A 24,095-nucleotide genomic window follows, 5' to 3' on the forward strand; every position below is an offset into this window, starting at 1 on the left:
ATGCAGTTCGGACGCACCTACGAGGAGTTCGAGGTCGGGGCGACGTACAAGCACTGGCCGGGCAAGACGGTCACGGAGTACGACGACCACCTGTTCTGTCTCCTCACCATGAACCACCACCCGCTCCACATGGACACGAACTATGCGGAGAAGACGACGGACTTCGGCAAGAACGTCGTCGTGGGCAACTACATCTACTCCCTGCTGCTCGGCATGTCCGTCCCGGACATCTCCGGCAAGGCGATCGCCAACCTGGAGATCGAGTCGCTGAAGCACGTGGCGCCGACCTTCCACGGCGACACGGTCTACGGCCAGACGACCGTGCTCGACAAGTGGCCGTCGAAGTCGAAGAACGACCGCGGCATCGTGTACGTCGAGACCAAGGGCTACAAGCAGGACGGCACGCTGGTGTGCGTGTTCCGCCGCAAGGTGATGGTCCCGACCGAGACGTACATCAAGGAGCGCGGCGGCGAGCAGCCCGGCCGCCCGGAACTTCAGGAAGGCTGATCGATGGCGCGCCTCGCCCAGACCTCCGGTCTGACCGACGTCCAGCAGGAGATCCTCTCCACCGTCCGCGACTTCGTGGACAAGGAGATCATCCCGGTGGCCACCGAGCTGGAGCACCGCGACGAGTACCCGCAAGCGATCGTGGACGGCCTGAAGGAACTCGGCCTGTTCGGTCTGATGATCCCCGAGGAGTACGGGGGCCTGGGCGAGTCGCTCCTCACCTACGCGCTGTGCGTCGAGGAGATCGCCCGCGGCTGGATGTCGGTGTCCGGCATCATCAACACCCACTTCATCGTGGCGTACATGCTCAAGCAGCACGGCACGCAGGAGCAGAAGGACCACTTCCTGCCGAGGATGGCGGCCGGCGACATCCGCGGCGCCTTCTCGATGTCGGAGCCCGGCCTGGGCTCGGACGTGTCCGCGATCACCTCCAAGGCGGTGAAGGACGGCGACGAGTACGTCCTGAACGGCCAGAAGATGTGGCTGACCAACGGCGGCACGTCGTCGCTGGTGGCCGTGCTGGTCCGGAGTGACGAAGGACACCCCGAGGGAACCGCGCCCCACAAGTCGATGACGACCTTCCTGGTGGAGAAGGAGCCCGGCTTCGGCGAGGTCCGCCCCGGCCTCACCATCCCGGGCAAGATCGACAAGATGGGCTACAAGGGCGTCGACACCACCGAGCTGATCATGGACGGCCTGCGCGTTCCGGCCGACCGGGTGCTCGGCGGGGTCACCGGCCGAGGTTTTTACCAAATGATGGACGGAGTCGAGGTCGGCCGCGTGAATGTGGCGGCGCGCGGCTGCGGCGTCGCTCAGCGCGCGTTCGAGCTCGGCGTCCAGTACGCCCAGCAGCGTCATACTTTCGGCAAGCCGATCGCCCAGCACCAGGCGATCCAGTTCAAGCTCGCCGAGATGGCCACCAAGGTCGAGGCCGCGCATGCGATGATGGTGAACGCGGCCCGCAAAAAGGACTCCGGAGAACGAAACGACCTCGAAGCAGGGATGGCGAAGTACCTCGCCTCCGAGTACTGCAAGGAGGTCGTGGAGGATGCCTTCCGGATCCACGGCGGCTACGGCTTCTCCAAGGAGTACGAGATCGAGCGCCTCTACCGGGAGGCCCCGATGCTGCTCATCGGTGAAGGTACCGCCGAGATCCAGAAAATGATCATCGGGCGCCGGCTGCTCGAAGAGTATCGATTCCAGGGTTGATTGTCCGGAGACGGGGTGTTTTCTTCGAGAAGAAGATCACACCCCGTAGGCATTCTTCGGACGCCGACTCGGCTGCCTGGCTTGCCCAGTTGTGGCCCTCGACCGGTACGATCCCGGAAAAGCCGCCGTCCCCCGTTCCAGCGCGGCATCATCCGCTACGAAGGTCATCCATGCCCCACAGCCAAACCTCTGCACCACGCGACAGCCTGGTCGGCGTACGCCTCGCGCGCGGAGCATCGCCGTGGCTCCTCCCGACCGTCGCCACCGCAGCCCTCAGCCTGATCCGGGCACGCCGCTCCGGTGTCGCCAAGGCCGTCGCCGTGCCCACCACCGCGCTCGCGGCGGGCATGCTGTGGTTCTTCCGCGACCCCGAGCGCGAGATCGCCCGGGGCCGGGTCATCTCGCCCGCCGACGGTGTGGTGCAGAGCATCATGCCGTGGAAGGACGGCCGCACCCGCGTCGCCATCTTCATGAGCCCGCTCAATGTCCACGTCAACCGGGCGCCGCTGGCCGGCACGGTGACGTCGGTCGAGCACATCCCGGGCGGGTTCGTTCCGGCGTTCAACAAGGAGAGCGAGAACAACGAGCGCGTAGTCTGGCATTTCGACACCGAACTCGGCGACATCGAGATGATCCAGATCGCCGGCGCCGTGGCCCGTCGCATCGTCCCCTACGTGCCGCAGGGCACCAAGGTCGAGCAGGGTGACCGCATCGGTCTGATCCGCTTCGGCTCGCGTGTCGACATCTACCTGCCCGAAGGCGTGGATGTCGCGGTCGAGGTCGGACAGAAGACCGTGGCTGGGGTGACTCGCATTGACCGTGATTGATCCGGATACACAGGCGGGCTGGGTGCCCGAGGCGGACGAGGCGGACGACGAGGAGGAGATGCCGCTCTCTCTCCGCCTCTCGATAGCGGACACGCTCACCCTCGGCAACGCCACGTGCGGCTTCATGGCCGTGTACTTCACCACCACCGGCATCCTGATCCCGCACCTCACGGGCGACCAGGAGACCGGCATGGCCCGCCACAGCGCGGCCACGGCGGTGATCCTGATGCTGTGCGCCGCGGTCTTCGACCTGTTCGACGGCCTGGTGGCGCGCAAGCTGCGCAGCTCGCCGATGGGCGCGGAGCTGGACAACCTCTCCGACCTCATCAGCTTCGGGCTGGCGCCGGCGTACTTCGTCCTGGTCTACGGGATGGTGGCCGACGACGCGCACCAGCGGGTGGCGGCGCTGGGCGCGATCGTGGTGCTCCTGGCGGTGGTGCTCAGGCTCGCGCGGTTCTCGTGCGTGACGATGAAGGACGGCATGTTCCAGGGCATGCCGTCGCCGTTCGGCGCGCTGACGGTCGTCTCGATCGTGCTGCTGGAGCTGCCCTTCGTGGCGACCCTGCTGGCGATCCTGGGCACGGCCTGGCTGATGGTGAGCCGGGTGGAGTACCCCAAGCCCCGGGGCCGTCTCGCGGGGGCGATGCTCTCGTGGATCGTCCTGTCGATGGGCCTGCTGGCGGCCTGGGCGTTCGACGCCCCGAGCGGCCAGCTGCTCCTGCAGACCGGCTGCGCCCTTCAGCTGGTCATGGGCGCGGTGATCCCGCTGTTCGCCACGGCCCGCCGGGTGAACAACTTCCGCGGCAACCGCCGCGAGGCGCGGGCGGCGCAGCTTCCGTAGGTCTCCGCGGCTTCCGAAGGGCCCGAGCCACCCGGCTCGGGCCCTTCGCCGTCTCCCCGCGGCACGGGCCGGCCGCCACCGGCCGGCCGCCCGTTCGCCCCGGCGTTGTTGACGCGCGTAGCGCTCTGGCCCACCCTGGTCGGGACTGCCGTGGGCGCGGCAACGCGCCCATCCATCCGGTGAGACGGTCGGGAGGCCGGGATGCTCAGACGGGCAACGCGTACTTTTCTCTCTTTTGTCATGATCATGTCTGGCGTGGTGCTCGGTGTGGGGGCGACCGCGGGCTCGGCACAGGCCGACGAGTGCTACACCTGGAGCCGCACCCTGTCGGAGGGCTCCTCCGGCAGCGACGTGACGCAGTTGCAGATCCGGGTCGCCGGCTGGGTGACGTCCGGCGAGCGGCTCGCCTACGACGGGAACTACGGCGCCCGCACCGCCGCCGCCGTCAAGAAGTTCCAGGCGGCGTACGGGCTCTCCGCCGACGGTGTCGCCGGTCCCGCGACCTTCAGCAAGCTCTACGCGCTGCAGGACCCCGACTGCACCCCCGTCCACTTCAGCTACTCCGAGCTCAACAAGTGCAACTCCGACTGGTCGGGCGGCGCGGTCTCGGCGGCCACCGCCAAGGCGAACGCGCTGAAGACCATGTGGAAGCTGGAGGCGATGCGGCACGCCCTCGGTGACGTGCCGATCAACATCTCCAGCGGCTTCCGCTCCTACGCCTGCAACAACGCGGTCGGCGGCGCGGCGAACAGCCGTCACCTCTACGGCGACGCGGCCGACCTGGTCGGCTCACCGAGCCTGTGCACCCTGGCCCGCGAGGCACGCGTCCACGGCTTCTCCGAGATCCTGGGCCCGGGCTACCCCGGCCACAGCGACCACACCCACGTCGCCTTCGACCCGTCGCCCTACTGGTCGGCACCCGACTGCGGCATCTGACGCGGCCCCACGGCGAGACCGGCGCCGTGCTCCCGCGGCGCGCGGCGCGCGGCGCGGGCACGTCACGGCGGCCGGAGCGCCGACGGTCACGGCGGCCAGGGCGCCGGCGGTCACGGCGGCCAGGGCGCCGACAGGCACGGCGACCGGAGCGCCGGCGGTCACGGCGACCGGTACGTCCCGCCGGGCCGGCGCCCGACGTCACCACATCCCGGCCGGGCGTCTCAGGTCAGGAAATCGCGGGCGATGCCCTCTGCCACCCGTTCCAGGATCGGGCCCGCGTCCGCGATGCACCTGGCGACGTCCGGCTCGGCCTGCGTCAGGGGGTAGGCGCGGCGGATGCCGGCCCGGCCCAGCGCCTCCGGAGGCAGCGCGAGGCGTCCGCACACCGCGACCACCTCCTTCCCGGCGGCGCGCGCCGCGGCGGCCACCCCCGCGGGGGCCTTGCCGTGCAGGGTCTGCTCGTCGAGGGAGCCCTCACCGGTGATCACGAGATCGGCCCGGTCCAGCGCGGGGGCGAAGCCCAGCACGTCGAGCAGCACCTCGATGCCGGGGCGGAAGCGGGCGCCGAGCAGCAGCGCGCCGAAGCCGATGCCGCCCGCCGCGCCCGCGCCCGGCGCGGCGGCGTACTCGGTGGCCCGGGCGCCGACGGCCTCCTCCAGCACCTTGGCGTAGTGCGCGAGGGCCGCGTCCAGCGTCTCCACGTCGTCCGGCGAGGCGCCCTTCTGCGGCCCGTAGACGGCCGGTGCGCCCTTCGGCCCGGTCAGCGGGTTGTCGACGTCGCCGGCGAGCACCAGCTCCACGGAGGCCAGGCGCGGGTCCAGTCCCGACAGGTCGGCGGACGCCAGGCCGCCAAGGCCGCCGCCGCCCGGCGTCACCGGCTCCCCCTCCGCGTCCAGGAACCGCGCCCCGAGCGCGGACAGCATCCCGGCGCCGCCGTCGGTGGTCGCGCTCCCGCCGACGCCGAACACGATCGTCCGGGCCCCCGCGTCCAGCGCGGCCCGCAGCAGTTCCCCGGAGCCGTGGGTGGACGCCGTCAGCGGCGCGAAGACGCCGGCCGGCAGGCGCTGCAGCCCGCTCGCCTCCGCCATCTCCACCACCGCCGTGTCGCCGCGCAGCGCGAACGCCGCCGTCACCTCGTCACCGAGCGGCCCCGCGACCCGCGCCTCCCGCCGCTCGAACCCGGCCGCGACGGCAGCGTCGACGGTTCCGTCGCCGCCGTCGGCCACCGGCAGCGACTCCACCGTCACCCGCGGCGCGACCCGGCGCAGTCCGGCCGTCACGCGCTCCGCGACCTGAACGGCCGTCAGCGACCCCTTGAACTTGTCCGCGGCGATGAGCACGCGCTGTGTCACTCGGATTCCCCTTGCTCCCCGGGCCTCGGGCACGTCAGGGCCAGTCGCGCCGCTGCGACCTTAACCGGCGGGCTCCCTCGCCGTCATGCCCCGTCCGTAGCCCGGGAACACCCTGTCGGACCCCTGTGCCGGGGAGCCGGGGGCGCGGGCGCCGCCGGATGCGGGTACACCGGTGCCATGACCCCTGTCGGTACTGAGAAGGAGCTCGCCGACCGCGTCCTCGGAGGCTGGCTGGGCCGGATCGCCGGCAACATGCTCGGCAAGCCGGTCGAGCAGGGCGAGGTGTGGACGCGGGACCGGATCGACCGTTACCTGCGGCGGGCGGGCGCCCTGCCGCTGACCGGCTACCTGCCGGAGCCGGCCGACGAGAGCGACCGTCTCGCGCTGCGGCCCGAGTGGCGCCGGTGCGTGCGCGGCCGCGTCGACGGCAGCTGCCGGGACGACGACGTCGACTACGCCGTCCTCGGCCTGCACCTGCTGGAGACCCACGGCTTCGCCTTCAGCACCGAGCAGGTCGGCGAGCTGTGGCTGCTGCGCCTGCCCTACCTCCAGACGTTCACGGCGGAGCGGGCCGCGTACCGCAACCTCACGGCCGGGCTCGGACCGCCGCTGACGGCGACGTACGACAACCCGTACCAGGAGTGGATCGGCGCCCTCATCCGCGCCGACGTCTACGGCTGGACCCGTCCCGGCGAGCCGCACCGGGCCGCCGCGCTGGCCCGCCGGGACGCGGTCCTGTCGCACACCGGCAACGGCGTGTACGGCGCGATGTGGGCGGCGGCGCTGATCTCGGCGGCGTTCACCGCGCCCACGGTCCGGCACGCCCTGGACACCGCGCTGACGGTGATCCCGGCGGGCAGCCGCCTCGCCCGCACCGTACGCCGCGTCGTCTCGCTCCACGACACCCGGATGAGGTGGGAGGACACGCTCTCCACGGTGGCGGAGGAGACGGCGGGGCTGCACTGGATCCACGTCGTCCCGAACGCGGCGGTGCTCACCGCCGGGCTGCTGTACGGCGACGGGGACTTCACCCGCACCGTCGCCCTCACCGTCCGCGGCGGCCTGGACACCGACTCCAACGGCGCGACCGCCGGCTCGGTGGCCGGGGTGCTGGCCGGGGCGGAGGCGATCCCCGCGGTGTGGAAGGACCCGCTGCGGGACACGGTGCGCAGCGCGGTGTTCGGCTTCGACGGGGTGGCGATCAGCGAACTGGCGGAACGCACCGTCCGGCTGACTCTGGCTACCCTTCCGGGATGACCACCACCCAGGACTATGCCACGTACATCGCCGGACTCCCCCGCGTCCTCGCCGCCACCGCCGTCCTCTTCCGCGACGCCGCGGGACGGGTGCTGCTCGTCGAGCCCGACTACCGTGACGGCTGGGTCCTGCCGGGCGGCACCGTCGAGTCCGACGACGGCGAGACCCCGCGCCAGGGGGCGCGCCGTGAGACCGCGGAGGAGATCGGGCTCGACCGCGAGCTCGGGCGGCTCCTCGCGGTGGACTGGGTGCACGGCACGGGCCGCCCGCCGCTGGTGGCATACCTGTACGACGGCGGGGTGCTGGCCGAGGACGAGTTCGGGGCGATCCGGCTGCAGGAGGAGGAGCTGCTGTCCTGGCGCCTGGTCCGGCCCGGGGAACTCGCCGACCACCTGCCGGGCGCCCTCGGCCGCCGCGTCCTGGCGGCCCTGGACGTCCTGGCCACCGGGTCGGGCACGGCGGAGCTGGAGAACGGGCACCGGGTGGACCGGTAGGCGTTCGCCGCGTCGCGGGCCGACAGGTTCGCCGGACGGCGGGCCGATAAGCGTTCGCCCCGCGACCGGGCCCCGCCTACCCTCGGCACCATGACCAAGCCCCTCGTCGCCATCCTCAGCGGCGCCGGTGTCTCCACCGATTCCGGCATCCCCGACTACCGCGGCCCGAACGGGCTGTGGCGGCGGGATCCGGAGGCCGAGAAGCTCGTCACCTACGAGCACTACATGGCCGATCCGGAGATCCGGCGGCGCTCCTGGCGGATGCGGCGCGACAACGGCGCCCTCCGGGCCGAGCCGAACGCCGCGCACCGGGCGGTGGCGGACCTGGAGCGGGCCGGGGTGCCGGTGCGGGTGATCACGCAGAACGTGGACGGGCTGCACCAGCTCGCCGGGATGCCCGCCCGCAAGGTGCTCGAGCTGCACGGCACCGCCCGCGGTGTGGTCTGCACGCGGTGCGGGGCACGCGGGTCGATGGAGGACGCCCTCGCCCGGGTCGCGGCCGGCGAGGACGATCCGCCCTGCCGGGACTGCGGCGGCATCCTGAAGTCGGCCACCGTGATGTTCGGCGAGCGGCTCGACCCGCAGGTGCTCGGCGAGGCCGTCGCGATCACCAAGGCGTGCCAGGTGTTCGTCGCCGTGGGCACCAGCCTGCAGGTGCAGCCCGCCGCCGGGCTCGCCGGCGTCGCCGCCGACCACGGCGCGCGGCTGATCATCGTCAACGCCGAGCCGACGCCGTACGACGAACTCGCCGACGAGGTGGTGCGCGAGCCGATCGGCACCGCCCTGCCCCGGCTGCTGCGGCGGCTGGCCGGCGAGGGCGCCGAGGACACCGAGGCTGCCGAGGGGCGGGTTCCGCGGGGGCGGTGACGGTACGGGCCTACGCGGCGCGCACCCCGTAGGGCCCTGGCCGGGGCCGGTCACCGGACGAAGAGGGCGGCTCCGCGTTCGAAGTCCAGCAGGCGGCGCTTGCGGTCCAGGCCGCCGCCGTAGCCGGTCAGGCTGCCGTTCGCGCCGACGACGCGGTGGCAGGGGACGATGATGCCGACCGGGTTGCGGCCGTTGGCCAGGCCGACCGCGCGGGCGGCGCCCGGGGCGCCGAGGGCCTGGGCGAGCTCGCCGTAGGAGCGGGTCTCGCCGTAGGGGATCTCGCGCAGCCCGTCCCAGACCCGGCGCTGGAACGGGGTGCCGTTCATGCGCAGTTCGAGGGCGAACTCCTTCAGCTCGCCCGCGAAGTACGCCGCCAGTTGTTCCTCGGCGGCACGGAAGAGGGTGTCGTCGCGCGGGCCGAAGGTCTCCTCCGGCGGGCGGTGGCGCTGCTCGGTCATGTAGAGGCCGCACAGGACCCCGTCCTCGGCGACCAGGGTGAGCGGGCCGCAGGGGCTGTCGGTGACGGTGTGGTGCTTCATGGACGTCCTCACACGGGAAGGAAGTTGATCGGGTGGCTGTCGGTCGCCCACAGGTACTGGACCGCGTACGCCCGCCACGGCCGCCACGCCGCGGCGCGCGCGGTCAGGGCCGCGGGGGTGGAGGGCAGGCCCAGTTCCCGGGCGGCCCGGCGGATGCCGAGGTCGGTGGGGAGGAAGGCGTCGGGGTCGCCGAGGGCGCGCATCGCGATGACGTCGACCGTCCAGGGGCCGAAGCCGGGCAGCGCGAGCAGGCGGGCGCGGGCCTCGGGCCAGTCGCTGTCGACCCCCAGGTTGAGGGTGCCGTCGGCCAGACCGCGCACGAGGGTGGTGAGCGTGGCGCGGCGGGTGCGGGGCATGGCCAGGGACTCGGGGTCGAGGGCGGCGAGCGCCTCGGGGGTGGGGAAGAGGTGGGTGAGGCCCCCCTCGGGGTCGTCGATCCGGTCGCCGTGGGCGGTGACCAGGCGGGCCGCGTGGGTGCGGGCGGCGGCGGTGGAGACCTGCTGGCCGAGGACGGCGCGCACGGCGAACTCCGCCTCGTCGACGGTGCGCGGCACGCGCCGGCCGGGCGCCTTGTCGACCAGCGGGGCGAGCAGCGGGTCCGCGCGCAACTGGTCGTCGACGGCGACCGGGTCGGCGTCGAGGTCGAGCATGCGCCGGCAGCGGCTGATCGCGACGGGCAGGTCGCGCAGGTCGCCGAGGGTGAGGCGGCAGGCGATGTGGTCCGGCTGGGGGGTCAGGGCGACGATGCCGTGGCCGTAGGGGAGGCGGAGGGTGCGGCGGTAGGCGCCGTCCCGCCATTCCTCCACGCCCGGTACGGCGGTGGCCGCGAGGTGGCCGAAGAGGTTGTCGGGGTTGAGGGGGGCGCGGAACGGCAGCCGGAGGGTGAGCGTGCCCGGGGTGGCCCGGGCGTCGTTCCGCGGTGCCCGGGCGCGCAGTTCGCTCGGGGTCAGGGCGTGCACCTCGCGCACCGTGTCGTTGAAGGTGCGGATGGAGGAGAAGCCCGCGGCGAAGGCGATCCGCGCCATGGGCAGCGCCGTCGTCTCGATCAGCAGGCGGGCGGTCCGGGCGCGCTGGGCGCGGGCCAGGGCGAGGGGGCCGGCGCCCAGCTCGGCCAGCAGCTGGCGCTCGATCTGCCGGGGGCTGTAGCCGAGGCGGGCGGCGAGTCCGGGCACGCCGTCGCGGTCGACGACGCCGTCGGCGATCAGCCGCATCGCGCGGGCCACGAGGTCGGCGCGCTGGTTCCACTCCGGGGAGCCGGGGCTGGTGTCGGGGCGGCAGCGCTTGCAGGCGCGGAACCCGGCCTGCTGGCAGGCGGCCGCGCTCGGATAGAAGGTCATGTTCTCCGGCCTGGGCGGCACGACCGGGCAGCTGGGACGGCAGTAGATGCGGGTGGTCAGCACCGCCGTGAAGAACCAGCCGTCGAAGCGCGCGTCCTTGGACCGGACGGCGCGCACGCAGCGCTCGGTATCGGTGTGCATCCCCTTCTGCATGTCTCCAGCATCGGGGACGGACCGGGCAGGAGCTGGCGGGAATCCGACATCGACCTCGCCTGTCCTGCGCCGGCCCGGATCGCATGACCCCGGCTGGTCCGAGACCCGCGTCAGTCCGAGAACCGCGTCGACGTCGGCCGCCGGGAGGCCGGTGTGGCCGCGCGGACGCTCGTCAGCGGGCGGAGCCGGTAGGTGTAGGCGTAGTCCCGGTCGGCGAGGAGCTTGTACGCGTCGTGCGTGTGGGCGCCCCAGCTGTTGTCGCCGCCGACGCCCATCTGCCGGTGGTTCACGCGCAGGACGACCTGCTCGCGGGGGTTGAGCTGGTAGGCGTGGCGGGCCCCGGCCGACAGGTCCTCCGGGGTGAAGTGGGAGGCGTTGACCTCCAGCAGCGGTTCCGCGGAGACCAGCAGGCCCCGGCCGCGCCCGTCGGTCAGGGCGGCCCAGCGCACGTCGGTCTTGTTGCCGTTCTCCTGCGGGCGGATGTACGGCGTCCACTGGCCGGAGACGGTCCCGGAGTACAGGCCGACGTCGGTGCCGGTGTTGCGGTCCCAGTGGTTCTCCTCGGGGCCGCGCCCGTAGTAGTGCAGGTGCTCCAGCCGGCCCGGCAGGAACAGCAGGGTGCCGACCTCGGGAATGTAGGGCAGGCTCGCGGCGCCGGGGTGGAGGGTGTTGTCGACCTTGATCTCGCCGTTGCCGAAGACGGTGTACGTCGTGGTGTACGCCGACTCGACCGTCGTCGGCAGCGTGCCGGTGACCTTGATCTCGACGGCCCGGTCGCGCAGGGCGCGCACGGTCACGTCCGTCACGGCGCGCCGGGCCCCGGCGTCGCGCCAGGTCCGGTTGCGGACGTGCTGGCCGTTGCCGCGGTCGTTGTCGGTGGGGGCCCGCCAGAAGTTGGGCACCGGGCCGGACTCGATCAGCCGGGCGCCACGGGCCTCGTACGAGGTGATGAGCCCGCTGCGCTTGTCCACGGTGACGGAGAAGCCGTCGCCGGTGACGGTGACGGTGCCGTCGCGGTCGTCGTGCCGCAGCGCCGGGACGCTCTCCAGGGGCACCGGCACCACGTCGGGGCTGCCCGCGTCCAGGGCGAGCTGCTGCCGGGCCACCTCGAAGCCGGCCGGCGCCCACCTGGTGGGCTCCTTGGTGGTGAACGACAGCTCCAGGAAGTACTCGGTGCCCGGAGCCGGGTCGCGCGGCAGCCGTACCGGCACCGTGACGTCGCGGCCGGCGAGCGGCGGGACGTCGAGCTGGGCTCGGCTGAGCCGGCCGCGTCGGACCGTCCTGCCGTCGGCGACGAGTTCCCAACAGCAGTCGAATTGCTGGAGGTCGGTGAACAGGTACTCGTTGGTGAGGGTCACCGTCCCGGGCGCGCCACCGGCGGCCGGGGACACCTGGACGGCCTGGTAGACCCGTTTGATCTCCGCCGCCTTGCCGGTGTGGCCGCGGTCGGCGGTGACGATGCCGTTCGCGCAGAAGTTGCCGTCGTTGGGGTTGTCGCCCCAGTCGCCGCCGTAGGAGAGGTACGTGTCCTCGGTGGGGCGTTGTTCGGTGAGGCCGGCCGTGGCCGCGTCGAACCAGAAGCGCACCCCGTCGTCGCCGGGACCGCGGTCGTCATCGGCCAGTTCGGCGGCGGTGAGGGCGCGGGCGTGGACGCGGGCCCGGCGGACGGTGCCGCTGAACTCGCGGGTGGGGTTGTCGGCGTCACCGGCGATCGCGAGGGGCGCGGCGCCGCTGTCGGGCCGCCGGGTGGTGGCGCGGGTGGCTCTGGCCACGCCGTCGACGTACAGGGTCAGCGCGCCCGCCGTCGCGTCGAAGACGCCCGCGACGTGGTGTTCGGTGCCGGTCCAGCCGCTCGCGGGCAGGGTCCAGCTCGTGCTGACCCACTGGCCGCCGCCGTGGACGAAGAACTCGAGTCTGCCGTCGGTCTGCTTCAGGGCGTACTGGGTGTCGCCCTTGGCGATGACGGGCTGGTGACCGCCCGTCACCTGCGGGGTGATCCACGCCTCCAGGGTCAGGGAGCCGGTGAGGTCGAGGCCCGGGTCACGGGCGAAGACGGTGGCGCCGCGTACCCCCTTGTCGCGGTCGAATTCGCCGGTCGGGTTCATCAGTTCGCCGCGCAGACCGCCCGGTCCGGTCTCGGTGAGGAACCTGCGCCGCGGGGCCGGCCGGCTCAGGGACTGGTCGACGAAGTCCCAGATCCAGCCGCCCTGCAACACGTCGTGGCGGCGGACGACGTCCCAGTACTCCTTGAAGTTGCCGTTGGAGTTCCCCATCGCGTGCGAGTACTCGATCATCACGTAGGGCCGGGTGTCGGCGGTGTCCCGGGCGCGTGCCTCGACGTCTGCCGGGCTCTCGTACATCTTCGAGCGGATGTCGCTGATCCCCGGGCGGTCGTCGCCCTCGTACTGGATGACGCGGGTGGGGTCACAGGAGCGGATCCAGTCGTGCATGGCGACGAAGGTGCTGCCGCCGCCCGCCTCGTTGCCGAGGGACCAGATGACGACCGAGGCGTGGTTCTTGTCGCGGTGGACCATGTTCCTCGCGCGGGCCACGCAGGCGGCGGTCCACTCGGGGTGGTCGCCCGGGTACTCGCCGCGGATGCCGTGCGTCTCCAGGTTGGTCTCGTCGACGAGGTACAGGCCGTACTCGTCGGCCAGTTCGAGCCACTGCGGGTTGTTCGGATAGTGCGAGGTGCGTACGGAGTTGATGTTGAGGCGTTTGACGATCTCGATGTCGCGGACCATGTCCGCGCGGGTGAGGGCGGTGCCGCGGAGGGGGTGCATCTCGTGCCGGTTGGTGCCGCGCAGCGAGACCGGCCTGCCGTTGATCCGCATCAGGCCGTCCACGAGCGCGAACTCCCGGATGCCGACGCGGTGCGAGAGGGTCTCGGTGACCTTCCCGGACGGGTCGCGCAGGCGCAGGACCGCGGTGTAGAGGTACGGGTCCTCGGCCGACCACAGCCTCGGCGCGGGCACGGCTCTCGCCGCCCGTACGGTCGTCTCGGCGCCGGCGTCGAGGTCCGCCGTCCGTTGCAGCGGGCGGGGCCAGACGGGGTGCCCGCCGGCGTCGTAGAGCTGGGTCTCCACGGTGTACCGGCCCCGGCCGTCGCCCGCGTAGTCGCGCACGCTCGCGGTGACCGCCAGCCGAGCGGTGGTGTGACCGTCGCCGAGCGGGGTCTCCAGCTTGAAGTCGCGCAGGTGCACGGCGGGCGTGGAGTAGAGGTAGACCGAGCGGAAGATGCCGCTCAGCCGGATCATGTCCTGGTCCTCCATCCAGTCGCCGTCCGAGAAGCGGTAGACCTCCACCGCGATCTGGTTGGCGCCAGGCTTGAGGTGCGCGGTGATGTCGTACTCGGCGGGCGTGTACGAGTCCTCGTGGTAGCCGACCAGCCGGCCGTTGATCCACACGTAGTGGGCCGACTTGACGCCCTCGAAGTGCAGGAAGGTGCGGCGTCCGGCCCAGTGGCGGGGCAGGGTGAAGGTGCGCCGGTACTGGCCCACGGGGTTGAAGCGGGTCGGCGCGGCCGGCGGCCGCGCCTCCTCGCCCAGGCCGTTGGGGCCCCACCAGGGGTAGGTGATGTTGAGGTAGATCGGGCGGTCGTAGCCGTGCAGCTGCCACGGGGAGGGGACGGGGACGGTGTCCCAGTCGCTGTCGTCGAGGTCGGTGCGGTGGAAGTCGGTGTCGCGGTCGCCGGGGCGGTCGGCGTGGGCGAACCGCCAGGTCCCGTCGAGGCTGAGCCGGTACGGCGAGCGGGTGCGGTCGGCGGCCAGCGCCTGCTCCAGGTCCGCGTAGGGCATCAGCGTGGCGTGCGGGGGCTCGGTACCGGCCTCGAACAGGCCGACGTTGCCGTTCCACTCGGGCGTGGCGTCGGCCGCCGGGTCGCCGGCCGCGTGGGCGGCGGCCGACGGCCGGGACAGGGCGAGGGCGCCGAGCACGGCGGCGGAGGACTCCAGGAGCCGGCGGCGGCTGACCACCGCGCGCCGGGGACGGTCGGGCTGGGACGCGTGCGGGTGGGGGTGCGCGTGCGGGTGCGGCATGACCGTGGCCTTCCTCGGGACGACCGTGTACGACACGGGCTTGAGGGTGCGTCAGGGTTCAGTGGAGTGGGGGTGTCGAACGGGGACGCGTGCGCTGTCGGCCGGCTGGCGGCGGAGTCGGTGGCGACGAACAGTGACGGATGGTGACGGTGTGACTACCGAGCCAGGCTCACCCTAGTACCCGAACACAATCGAATCAATTATCTTGTCCGACTCTGTGTGAACATGACGGCGCGGCGCCGACCGGCACATGGCCGACCGGGGCGGCGACGGGAGCCGCGCACGGACTGCCGCCGGCGCCGGGCCCCAGGGCCGATCGGGCGGCGGGTACCGCGCGGGCGCGCCCTTCCCGCGCCCACCGCCGGATCACGACCACGGCGACCGCGCGGCCGGCGGGACCAGCCGCGTTCACGCGCCGCGTCCGGGTCGCGCAGGGCAGCAGAGAACTCCAGCCCGCACACGTCACGCACGCGAGAACGCGCGACGTTTCGGTCTTCGAAGGGTGCCGCGACGGCGAAACGGGCCGGAAAACACACTTGTGATGTTCATCTCATATACCCATCATTACGCGTACATACCAGATGGGTATGAGGGAGGGAGAAACAGTAAAATGGTCAATCTCGGTCGCAAGTTAGCGTCAACGGCTGGTGTGGGCCTTCTCGCCGTAGGGGCGACGCTGGGGGCCGCCACCACGTCGTCGGCGGCGGCCTCGCCCCGCCCGGTGAGCGTGCGAGCCGGTGACGTACAGCCGTCCGCGGCGGGTACCTACTACGCGACGACGTGGGCCTCCGTCGCCAACCGCACGTGCGCGTCCACCAGTTGCTCGTCGAGAGGCACCCTCTCCGCGAACACGACCTACGTGATCAACTGCTGGGTCTACGGCCAGACCGTCACCGCCGAGGGATACACCAACAACGTGTGGCTGCAGGTCCGTTGGACCGACTGGAGTGTCGGGTACAGCAGCGCCATCTACTTCAAGGGCGACAAGTACGCCAACCTGCCGCTCAGCGCCCAGTGCTAGACGGCTCCTGAAGATCTTGGGGAGGGGCCGTCCGGCCGTCGGCCGGGCGGCCCTTCTGCGGCAGGTTCCGGGCGCGGTCAGGCGAGGTGCCGGGCGAACGCCTCGTACGCACGGTCGTCGAAGAGGACGAACCGTACCTCTTCGACGACCGTCGGCGTGGTGCGCACGGTGTCCAGCGCGATGCGGGCGGCGTCCGGCAGTGGCCAGCGGTAGACGCCGGTGGAGATCGCGGGGAAGGCGACCGTCCGGGCGCCGAGTTCGTCGGCGACGCGCAGGGACTCGCGGTAGCAGGAGGCCAGCAGGCCGGAGCGGTCCTCGGTGGCGCTGTGCACGGGGCCGACGGTGTGGATCACCCAGCGGGCGTCCAGGTTCCCCGCGGTGGTGGCGACCGCCCGGCCGGTGGCCAGGCCCTTGCCGTACTTGGCGGCGCGCAGCCTGCGGCACTCCTCCAGGATCGCGGGACCGCCGCGGCGGTGGATGGCGCCGTCCACGCCCCCGCCGCCGAGCAGGGAGGAATTGGCCGCGTTGACGATCGCGTCGGCGCTGACGCGGCTGATGTCGCCCTGGACGAGCGTGATGCTGGGGGTCATGTCCGCCGGAGTCGCTTCCACACGGCCTTGGCCGCGTTGTGCCCTGACATGCCGTGGACGCCGGGGCCGGGTGGGGTGGCCGACGAGCAGATGAAGACGGCCGGGTGCGGGGTGGTGTAGGGGGACAGGGAGAGTTTCGGCCGGAGCAGGGTCTGCAGTCCGGTGACCGCTCCGGTGGCGATGTCGCCGCCGACGTAGTTGGCGTTGCGGGCGGCCATCTCCGGCGGACCGGCGGTCGCGCGGGCGAGGACGCGGTCGCGGAAGCCGGGGGCGAAGCGCTCCAGCTGGCTCTCGACGGCGTCCGTGAGATCTCCGGTCCAGCCGCTGGGGACATGGCCGTAGACCCAGAAGACGTGCTTGCCCTCGGGCGCGCGGGTGGGGTCGACGACGCCGGGCTGGACCGTGATCAGGAACGGCCGGTCGGGCGCCCGCCCCTCCCGGGAGGCGGCGCGCAGGGCGGCGCCGATCTCCGCGCTGTCCGCGCCGATCTGTACGGTGCCCGCTAGGCGGGCCTCCTTCGCGGTCCACGGCACGGGGCCGTCCAGCGCATAGTCGATCTTGAAGACGCCGGGGCCGTAGCGGTAGTGGTCGTAGTAGCTGCCGAGGCCCGCGATGCGGGCCAGGGCGGTGGGCGAGGTGTCGAAGACGTACGCGCGGGCGGGCGGCAGGTCGTCGAGGCGCTTGACCTGGTAGTCGGTGTGGATGCTGCCGCCGAGGTCCGCGAGGTGGGCGGCGAGGGCGTCGGAGAGGGACTGGGAGCCGCCGCGGACCACGGGCCAGCCGCGGGCGTGCGCGGCGAGCGCGAAGACCAGACCGACGGCGCCGGTGGCGAAGCCGCTGAGCGGTGCCATGACGTGGGCGACGAGACCGGCGAACAGGGTCTTGGCCCGCTCGTCGCGGAAGCGGCGGATCAGCCACGTCGACGGGGGCAGGCCGGCCAGGCCGAAGCGGGCGAGGGTCAGCGGGTCGCGGGGCAGCGCGGTGAGCGGCAGCGACATGAAGTCGCGGACCAGGGTGTCCCAGCGGGGCAGGAACGGCTCGACCAGCCTGCGGTAGGCCCCCGCGTCCCGCGGGCCGAAGGAGGCCGCCGTCTCGGCGACCGACCGGGACAGCACGGCGGCCGTGCCGTCGGGGAACGGGTGCGCCATGGGCAGTTCGGCGTGCAGCCACTGGAGGCCGTACCGCTCGAGGGGCAGGGCGCGGAAGGCGGGTGAGCTGATGCCCAGCGGGTGGGCCGCGGAGCAGGGGTCGTGCCGGAAGCCCGGCAGGGTGAGCTCCTCGGTGCGGGCTCCCCCGCCGACGGTTCCGCGGGCCTCGAACAGGGCGACGGAGAAGCCGCGGCGGGCCAGCTCGACGGCAGCGGTCAGTCCGTTCGGTCCCGCGCCCACCACGACCGCATCGAGCATCGACGGCACCTTCGGACCCCCTCGTCAGCCGATGGCATGTGGGCATCAGGATAGGCGGGAAGCCGGCGCCCCCGGCCCGCAGGTCGCCGGCCCCCGCGTCGGCGTCAGGACCCGCCCGCGAGCAGCGCCCTGACCCTGCGGGCGGTGGCCGCGTCGCGGGCCGCGGTGAACGGCAGGGCGTTGCCGCCCGTGATCCGGAACGGCTCCCCGGTGACGGTCAGGTGCGCGCCGCCCGCCTCCTCCACCAGCAGCAGGCCCGCCGCGTGGTCCCACGCCGCCTCCCACGAGAAGGCGACCGCGTCCGACTCGCCGCGGGCGAGGGCGAGGTACTCCAGGCCGGCCGAGCCGCAGGGACGGGGCGCTACGCCGTCGGTCCACAGGCCGAGCAGGGCCCGCTTCTGGTCGTCCGTGGTGTAGTCCGGGTGCGAGGTGGCCACGCGCAGGTCGCGGCCCGGGTCGGGCGGACCGGCATGCAGCCGCTCGCCGTCGAGGAACGCGCCCCGGCCCCTCGCCGCCGTGGCCAGTCGGCCGAGCGCCGGTGCGTACGTCCAGGAGGCGAGCACGGTGCCGCGGTGGGCGAGCGCGACCAGGGTGCAGAAGCCGGGGTCGCCGTGCACGAACTGGCGCGTGCCGTCGACGGGGTCGACGATCCAGACCGGCACGTCGTCCCGTATCGCCTCGTACGACGCCGGGTCGGCGTGCACCGCCTCCTCGCCGACCACGACCGAGCCGGGCAGCAGCTTGCCGAGTTCCTCGGTGAGGTACCGCTCGGCGAGGCGGTCGGCGTCGGTCACCAGGTCGTGCGGGCCGCTCTTCTGGTCGACCTCGTGCGCGGCGAGACGGCGGAAGCGCGGCAGGATCTCGGCCGCGGCGGCCGCGCGGATCGCCTCCTCCACGTCGGCCGAGCGGCGGGCGAGAAACTCGTCGATGGTTTCCGTGTCTTCGATCATGGCTCCATGAGAGCACGCGCCACTGACAATCCCCACCCGTCCGGTGCACCTGCGGTGGAATCGGGATGAAATCCGGGAATCCGCGATTCCGGCGTTCCGGGCCGACGGCCTGACCGACGGCCCGGTCAACGGCCCACCGCGTACCCCTGCATGCCCCGCGGGTTCGCCGCCGCCGACAGGACTCCGGTGGCCGGGTCCCGCGCGACCGCGCACAGCCGCCCCTCCGACCAGGGGTCGCCCACGGTGACGCGGTGACCGCGCCGGCGCAGCTCCTCGACCACGGCCGGGTCCGTACGGGACTCCACGGTGACGCTGCCCGGCCGCATGCCGCGCGGGTAGAAGGAACCGGGGAAGCTGTCGTTGTGCCAGTTCGGCGCGTCGATCGCGCCCTGGAGGTCGAGTCCGCCGCGTACCGGGCCGCGCAGGGCGACGGCGAGGAAGAAGTGCAGTTGCCACTGGTCCTGCTGGTCGCCGCCGGGCGTGCCGAAGGCCAGCACCGGCTCGCCGTCGCGCAGGGCGAGGGAGGGCGTGAGGGTGGTGCGGGGGCGCCGGCCGGGCGTCAGCGAGTTCGGCAGGCCCTCCTCCAGCCAGGTCATCTGCAGCCGGGTGCCGAGCGGGAAGCCCAGTTCGGGGACGACGGGGTTGGACTGCAGCCAGCCGCCGCTGGGCGTGGCGGCGACCATGTTGCCCCAGCGGTCGACGACGTCCAGGTGGCAGGTGTCGCCGCGGGTCGCGCCGTCCGTGCCCACCTGGGGCTCGCCGGGGACCGGTGAGGCGGGGCCCTCGGCGACGGTGGGCTCACCGGCGCCCATCGGACTGAAGCCGGGGGGCTCGGCGGCGATGACGTGTGCGTGGGCGCTCAGCCGCGGGGTGCGTCCGCCGGGGCTGCCGGGCCGCAGTTCGTGGGAGGCCGTGTCGCCGATCAGGCGGCGGCGGGCGGTGTTGTAGTCCGCCGAGAGCAGGTCGCCGAGCGGCACCTCGGCCGCGTCGCCGTACCAGGCCTCCCGGTCGGCCATGGCGAGTTTGCAGCCCTCGACCAGCAGGTGGACGTAGTCCGCGGAGCCGTACGGCGGCAGTTCGGGCGGCAGCAGGGCGAGTTGCTGCAGCAGCACCGGGCCCTGGCTCCACGGGCCGGCCTTGCACAGGGTCCAGCCGTTCCAGTCGTACGTCGCCGGCGTCTCGTAGCCGGCGGACCAGCCGGCGAGGTCGGCGGCGGTGAGGGTGCCGGTGTGGCGTTCGCCGCTGGTGTCCATGGTGGGGCGGGCGGCCTGCCGCAGCAGGGCCTCGGCGACGAACCCGGTCCGCCACACCTCCCGCGCGGCCTCGATCTGCGCCTGCCGGTCCCCGGCGCCCGCGACCTCGGCGAGCAGCCGTTTCCAGGTGGCGGCCAGGGCGGGGTTGCGCAGCAGTTCGCCGGGGCGGGGCGCCCTGCCGCCGGGCAGGTACACGTCCGCCGACGAGGTCCACTCCGTCTCGAAGAGTTCCCGTACGGACTCGACGGTCGCGCCCACGTTCTCCACGGGCGGGTGCCCGTGTTCGGCGTATCCGACGGCGTACTTCAGGACGTCGGCCAGGGTCTTGGTGCCGTGGTCGCGCAGCAGCAGCATCCAGGCGTCGAACGCGCCGGGCACGGCCGCGGCGAGCGGCCCGGTGCCGGGGACGAGGTCGAGGCCGAGTGAGCGGTAGTGCGCGATCGTCGCGCCGGCCGGTGCCACGCCCTGCCCGCACAGCACCCGCACCTCGCCGCCGGCCGGGGCGAGCAGGATCGGCACCTCGCCGGCGGGTCCGTTGAGGTGCGGCTCGACGACGTGCAGCACGAACGCGCCCGCCACCGCGGCGTCGAAGGCGTTGCCGCCGTCCTCCAGCACGGCCATCGCCGACTGCGAGGCCAGCCAGTGGGTGGAGGACACCATGCCGAAGGTGCCCTGGAGGGTGGGCCGGGTGGTGAACCGCATCTCTCACCTCAGTCGTCGGGTGCCTCGGCCGGTCCGAAGCGAGCGCTCCCGCACGGAGCATTTCATCCCATGTTCGGGGATCTACGAAGATCACCGAGGAGGACGCGGCGGCCCGGCGCCGTACGCGACGGCACCGACGGCTGTCTCGTCCGTATCGTCGCGTACGGCGTCTTCGCCGCGGTGGAACGCCTGGAGAGTGCGCGCACCCCGCACACGGTCCGGGGGACGGCATGACCGGGGTCGCCGACCGCCGGCTCCCCCGCGGAGCGGGGCCGGCCCGGCGCGCCCGGCCGGTGGCCGTCGACCGGGCGCGCCGGGCGGCCGCCCGCCCTACGCTTCGGTAACCACGCGTGCACGGAGCGAGTTGGCACTTCCGTCTCGGAGGTACTCGTGTGAAACTACGCCCGTCCGCAGTGCGGACTGCTCCGCACACCGTCCCCCAGCGAGAAGTGTGCCCGTGCGTGATCTTCCTCTGCCGCTCGCGCTGGCCGCGCGCCTGACCCCGGTCGTCGTGCTCGCCACGGCGGGCTGGGCGCTGTCGTCCGGTTCCGCGACGCCGGCCGCCCAGCACAAGGACGCGCCGCGGACCGGCACCAAGTCGGCCTCCGCGCCGTCGTCGACGGCCGTCGCGAAGACCTACACCGCCGCTCCCGCGCCGTGCGGTGCCGTGGCGACGAAGACGGTCAAGTCGCTGGTGCCGGGGGCTAGGACGGCCGGGAAGGAGATCCGGTCGACGGACGAGACGCTGCGCCGCACCTGCTCCTGGAACGCGCTGAAGGGCTACGACTACCGCTGGCTCGACGTCTCCTTCGAGATCATGGACTCGGACCAGGCGGCGCAGAAGTCGTACCGGGCCCGGATCACCGAGAAGAGCGGCGGCGGGGACGTCCCCGGACTCGGCGACGCGGGCTACTCCGTCGTCAACCTCACCACCGAGGACAAGCAGCAGACCCGTGAGGGCGAGGTGGTGGCGCAGGTGGCCAACGCGCTGGTGGTCGTCACCTACAACGGCAGCGACTTCGAGAGCAAGAAGGCGCCCGGCACGGACGAGATCAACAAGGGCGCCATCAAGGCGGCGAAGGACGCGGTGGCGGCGCTGGAGGGCGGCCGGTAGCACCGGCCGCCCTCCTCCCGCCCGGTTCAGGCCTCCAGCCGCTGCCTGCCGCGCGGCAGCATCAGGGCCACGTAGAGCACCATCGACGTGCCCAGGCCCACCGCCCAGCCGTAGTCGGCGAGCGGCTGGAGGGCCGGGATCGGCCGTCCGTCGATCAGCGGCTTGAAGCTGGCGCCGCCGATCGCGAGGACCCCTCCGACGGCGAAGGCGGCGACGGCCCGCCAGTTCCAGCCGCCGTCGTACCAGTAGCGGCCGCCCGTGCGGTACAGGTCGACCAGGTCGAGCTTGCCGCGGCGCAGGATCCAGTAGTCGGCGATCAGGATGCCGGCGACCGTGCCGAGCAGCCCGCCGACCAGGCCGAGCCAGGTGAAGATGTAGCCCTGCGGGTCGGAGTACAGCTTCCACGGGAAGATCAGCACCCCGAGGACGCAGGTGGCCAGCGCGCCGACGCGGAAACTGATCTTCCGCGGGGCGATGTTGGAGAAGTCGAAGGCCGGGGAGACCAGGTTGGCCGCGATGTTCACGGACAGGGTGGCCACCAGCACGGTCACCAGCGCGAACAGCAGGCCGACCACGTTGTCGGTCTTGGCGGCCAGCTGGACCGGGTCCCAGACGGTCTCGCCGTACACCGCCTGCGAGCCGGAGGTGACCAGCACCGACAGCAGCGCGAAGAGCGTCATCGTGGTCGGCAGGCCGAGCGCCTGCCCCCAGGTCTGCGCCTTCTGGCTCCTGCCGTAGCGGGTGAAGTCGGGGATGTTCAGCGACAGCGTGGACCAGAAGCCGATCATGCCCATGAGGGAGGGCCAGAACAGCTTCCAGAAGTCGCCGCCCCAGCCGAGTTTGGAGGGCTGGTCGAGCAGCGGCCCGAAGCCGCCCGCCTTGTTGCTCATCCAGATCAGCATCACGAACGCGCCGACGAGCACGAAGGGCGCCGCCCAGTTCTCGAAGCGCCGGATGGTCTCCATGCCGCGGTAGATGATGGCGACCTGCAGCACCCAGAAGAGCGCGAACGACAGCCACATGGTCCATGCGTAGCCGCCGACGTGCGAGGCGTTCGCCCAGCTGTCGCCGATCAGCTTGCCGGCCAGGAAGTAGATCGCCTCGCCGCCGATCCAGGTCTGGATGCCGAACCAGCCGCACGCCACCAACGCCCGTACGACGGCGGGCAGGTTGGCGCCGCGCACGCCGAAGGAGGCGCGGGCGAACACCGGGAAGGGGATGCCGTACTTCGGTCCCGCGTGCCCGGTGAGCAGCATCGGGACGAGCACGATCAGGTTGGCCAGGGCGATGGTGAACACCGCCTGCTTCCAGTCCATGCCGACGGCGATCAGGCCGGAGGCGAGGGTCCAGGAGGCGGTGTTGTGGGCCATGCCGACCCACAGCGCGGAGAAGTTGTACGTGGTCCACGTCCGCTTCTCGACGGGGACCGGCAGCAGGTCGTCGTTGGCGTAGGGACCGGTGGGCAGCGGGGATCCCGGGGCGATCTCCACGCGTCCGTCGGGGCGGGTGACCTGGGCGGTCGGCGGTATGGCCGGGGGAGCGGTTTCGGTCATGGGCAGGCCAATCAAACGAGGGGTGGATCCGGAAAGGCCAGTGCGGGCTCCGGCCCCTCCCCGGCGCACGCCGGGGAGGGGTGAACGGGAGTGGGGGGACGGGACAACCCGGCTGCTTGGGTCAGGAGTTGACCGCGGGGATGACCTTCTGGCCGTACGCGTCGATCACGGCCTCCTGCGCGTCGTGCATGTCGTACACGGCGAACTGGTCGACGCCCAGTTCCCGCAGTGCGTTCAGTTTCTCGATGTGCCGCTCGACCGGGCCGACGACGCAGAACCGGTCGACGATCTCGTCGGGCACGAACGCGGTGTCCGGGTTGTCGGCACGCCCGTGGTGCGAGTAGTCGTACCCCTCGCGGGCCTTGATGTAGTCGGTGAGTTCCTCGGGGACCTGGGCGGAGTGCTCGCCGTACTTGGCGACCAGGTCGGCGACGTGGTTGCCGACCATGCCGCCGAACCAGCGGCACTGCTCGCGGGCGTGGGCGAGCGCCTCGGGCGAGTCGTCCTCGGTGACGTACGCCGGGGCGGCGACGCAGATCGTCACCTCGGACGGGTCGCGGCCGGCCGCGGCGGCGGCGTCCTTGACCGCCTTGACCATGTACTCGGTGAGGTAGAGGTCGGCGAGCTGGAGGATGAACCCGTCGGCCTCCTCGCCGGTCATCTTCAGCGCCTTGGGCCCGTACGCGGCCATCCAGACCGGGACTTCGGCGCCGGGCCGGATCCACGGGAACCTGACGGCGGTGCCGCCGCCGAGGTCGGCCTCCTCGCCGCGGCCCAGCGCCCGGATGACCTTCATGGCCTCGCTGATGCGGGCCAGGGTGTTGGGCTTGCGGCCCGCCACGCGCATCGCGGAGTCGCCGCGGCCGATGCCGCAGACGGTGCGGTTGCCGAACATGTCGTTGAGGGTGGCGAAGGTGGAGGCGGTGACCTCCCAGGTGCGGGTGCCCGGGTTGGTCACCATCGGGCCGACCTTCAGCCGCTCGGTGTGGGCGAGGATCTGGCTGTAGATCACGAACGGTTCCTGCCACAGCACGGCCGAGTCGAAGGTCCAGCCGTGGGTGAAGCCGTTGCGCTCGGCGCGCTTCATCAGATCGACGACCTTCGAAGCCGGCGGATCGGTCTGCAGGACGAGTCCGAAGTCCATGGGCGC

General features: G+C 72.6%; 21 protein-coding genes. 11 read left to right on the top strand and 10 right to left on the bottom strand.

The features are described from left to right. The 5 genes from VKA29_RS24255 to VKA29_RS24275 all read left to right on the top strand — a co-directional run bounded on the left by VKA29_RS24255 (position 1) and on the right by VKA29_RS24275 (position 4,320). Positions 1–507 (top strand): MaoC family dehydratase, encoded by a 507-nt coding sequence (locus VKA29_RS24255; protein ID WP_324788064.1) that lies wholly within the window; start codon positions 1–3, stop codon positions 505–507. Positions 508–510: 3 nt separating this feature from the next. After that, positions 511–1,716, top strand: coding sequence for an acyl-CoA dehydrogenase family protein (locus VKA29_RS24260; RefSeq protein ID WP_324788065.1), 1,206 nt, complete (start codon positions 511–513; stop codon positions 1,714–1,716). 170 nt (positions 1,717–1,886) lie between these two features. Next, entirely contained in the window at positions 1,887–2,543 is a 657-nt protein-coding gene (locus VKA29_RS24265; protein WP_324788066.1) for a phosphatidylserine decarboxylase, read from the top strand. A 22-nt stretch (positions 2,544–2,565) separates the two neighbouring features. Further along, positions 2,566–3,384: a CDP-diacylglycerol--serine O-phosphatidyltransferase gene (pssA, locus tag VKA29_RS24270; protein WP_324788110.1), complete on the top strand. Its 819-nt coding sequence runs from the start codon at positions 2,566–2,568 to the stop codon at positions 3,382–3,384. A gap of 201 nt (positions 3,385–3,585) precedes the next feature. Then, entirely contained in the window at positions 3,586–4,320 is a 735-nt protein-coding gene (locus VKA29_RS24275; protein WP_324788067.1) for a D-Ala-D-Ala carboxypeptidase family metallohydrolase, read from the top strand. 221 nt (positions 4,321–4,541) lie between these two features. Here the strand turns inward: VKA29_RS24275 and VKA29_RS24280 are convergent, their stop codons facing one another. Then, positions 4,542–5,672, bottom strand: a complete 1,131-nt coding sequence (locus VKA29_RS24280; RefSeq protein ID WP_420718551.1) for a glycerate kinase — start codon at positions 5,670–5,672, stop codon at positions 4,542–4,544. Between the two features lie 177 nt (positions 5,673–5,849). Here VKA29_RS24280 and VKA29_RS24285 point away from each other — a divergent pair, with 177 nt between their 5' ends. From VKA29_RS24285 to VKA29_RS24295, 3 genes are all read left to right on the top strand, one after another. Beyond that, on the top strand, positions 5,850–6,929 hold the full coding sequence (locus tag VKA29_RS24285; RefSeq protein ID WP_324788068.1) for an ADP-ribosylglycohydrolase family protein: 1,080 nt from the start codon (positions 5,850–5,852) through the stop codon (positions 6,927–6,929). Then, complete coding sequence (locus tag VKA29_RS24290; protein ID WP_324788069.1) at positions 6,926–7,423, top strand: NUDIX hydrolase; 498 nt, start codon at positions 6,926–6,928, stop codon at positions 7,421–7,423. Before VKA29_RS24285 ends, VKA29_RS24290 begins: the two co-directional genes overlap by 4 nt. Before the next feature lie 90 nt (positions 7,424–7,513). Next, positions 7,514–8,290 carry an SIR2 family NAD-dependent protein deacylase gene (locus VKA29_RS24295; protein ID WP_324788070.1) on the top strand — a complete coding sequence of 259 codons (777 nt, stop codon included), beginning with the start codon at positions 7,514–7,516 and terminating at the stop codon, positions 8,288–8,290. Between the two features lie 50 nt (positions 8,291–8,340). Here VKA29_RS24295 and VKA29_RS24300 read toward each other — a convergent pair whose 3' ends face one another. The 3 genes from VKA29_RS24300 to VKA29_RS24310 form a co-directional block, all read right to left on the bottom strand. After that, positions 8,341–8,829 (bottom strand): methylated-DNA--[protein]-cysteine S-methyltransferase, encoded by a 489-nt coding sequence (locus VKA29_RS24300; protein ID WP_324788071.1) that lies wholly within the window; start codon positions 8,827–8,829, stop codon positions 8,341–8,343. An 8-nt stretch (positions 8,830–8,837) separates the two neighbouring features. Next, positions 8,838–10,307, bottom strand: a complete 1,470-nt coding sequence (locus VKA29_RS24305) for an AlkA N-terminal domain-containing protein (RefSeq protein WP_324788112.1) — start codon at positions 10,305–10,307, stop codon at positions 8,838–8,840. 122 nt (positions 10,308–10,429) lie between these two features. Next, the gene (locus VKA29_RS24310; RefSeq protein ID WP_324788113.1) at positions 10,430–14,356 is read right to left on the bottom strand and encodes a glycoside hydrolase family 2 TIM barrel-domain containing protein; all 3,927 of its coding nucleotides are present in this window, start codon (positions 14,354–14,356) and stop codon (positions 10,430–10,432) included. Between the two features lie 721 nt (positions 14,357–15,077). On the opposite strand from VKA29_RS24310, the gene VKA29_RS24315 reads away from it, so the two are divergent. Beyond that, entirely contained in the window at positions 15,078–15,377 is a 300-nt protein-coding gene (locus VKA29_RS24315; protein ID WP_324788072.1) for an SH3 domain-containing protein, read from the top strand. A gap of 77 nt (positions 15,378–15,454) precedes the next feature. On the opposite strand, the gene VKA29_RS24320 is transcribed toward VKA29_RS24315, so the two are convergent. From VKA29_RS24320 to VKA29_RS24335, 4 genes are all read right to left on the bottom strand, one after another. Beyond that, positions 15,455–15,967, bottom strand: coding sequence for an O-acetyl-ADP-ribose deacetylase (locus tag VKA29_RS24320; protein ID WP_324788073.1), 513 nt, complete (start codon positions 15,965–15,967; stop codon positions 15,455–15,457). Continuing rightward, positions 15,964–17,373, bottom strand: a complete 1,410-nt coding sequence (locus tag VKA29_RS24325; RefSeq protein ID WP_324788074.1) for an NAD(P)/FAD-dependent oxidoreductase — start codon at positions 17,371–17,373, stop codon at positions 15,964–15,966. The genes VKA29_RS24320 and VKA29_RS24325 overlap by 4 nt, the downstream gene beginning before the upstream one ends. Before the next feature lie 104 nt (positions 17,374–17,477). Beyond that, a complete protein-coding gene (locus VKA29_RS24330) occupies positions 17,478–18,323 on the bottom strand; it encodes an inositol monophosphatase family protein (protein WP_324788075.1) in 846 nt (281 codons plus the stop codon). Positions 18,324–18,448: 125 nt separating this feature from the next. After that, on the bottom strand, positions 18,449–20,278 hold the full coding sequence (locus VKA29_RS24335) for a gamma-glutamyltransferase family protein (RefSeq protein ID WP_324788076.1): 1,830 nt from the start codon (positions 20,276–20,278) through the stop codon (positions 18,449–18,451). Between the two features lie 69 nt (positions 20,279–20,347). On the opposite strand from VKA29_RS24335, the gene VKA29_RS24340 reads away from it, so the two are divergent. Continuing rightward, on the top strand, positions 20,348–20,512 hold the full coding sequence (locus tag VKA29_RS24340) for a hypothetical protein (protein ID WP_324788077.1): 165 nt from the start codon (positions 20,348–20,350) through the stop codon (positions 20,510–20,512). A 223-nt stretch (positions 20,513–20,735) separates the two neighbouring features. Next, positions 20,736–21,392: a hypothetical protein gene (locus tag VKA29_RS24345; RefSeq protein ID WP_324788078.1), complete on the top strand. Its 657-nt coding sequence runs from the start codon at positions 20,736–20,738 to the stop codon at positions 21,390–21,392. Between the two features lie 26 nt (positions 21,393–21,418). On the opposite strand, the gene VKA29_RS24350 is transcribed toward VKA29_RS24345, so the two are convergent. Beyond that, positions 21,419–22,945, bottom strand: a complete 1,527-nt coding sequence (locus tag VKA29_RS24350) for an NCS1 family nucleobase:cation symporter-1 (protein ID WP_324788079.1) — start codon at positions 22,943–22,945, stop codon at positions 21,419–21,421. 121 nt (positions 22,946–23,066) lie between these two features. Further along, complete coding sequence (locus tag VKA29_RS24355; RefSeq protein ID WP_324788080.1) at positions 23,067–24,089, bottom strand: TIGR03842 family LLM class F420-dependent oxidoreductase; 1,023 nt, start codon at positions 24,087–24,089, stop codon at positions 23,067–23,069. Positions 24,090–24,095: the final 6 nt, after the last annotated feature.

The sequence above is a fragment of the Streptomyces sp. H51 genome, from assembly GCF_035656535.1.
Classification (GTDB): domain Bacteria; phylum Actinomycetota; class Actinomycetes; order Streptomycetales; family Streptomycetaceae; genus Streptomyces.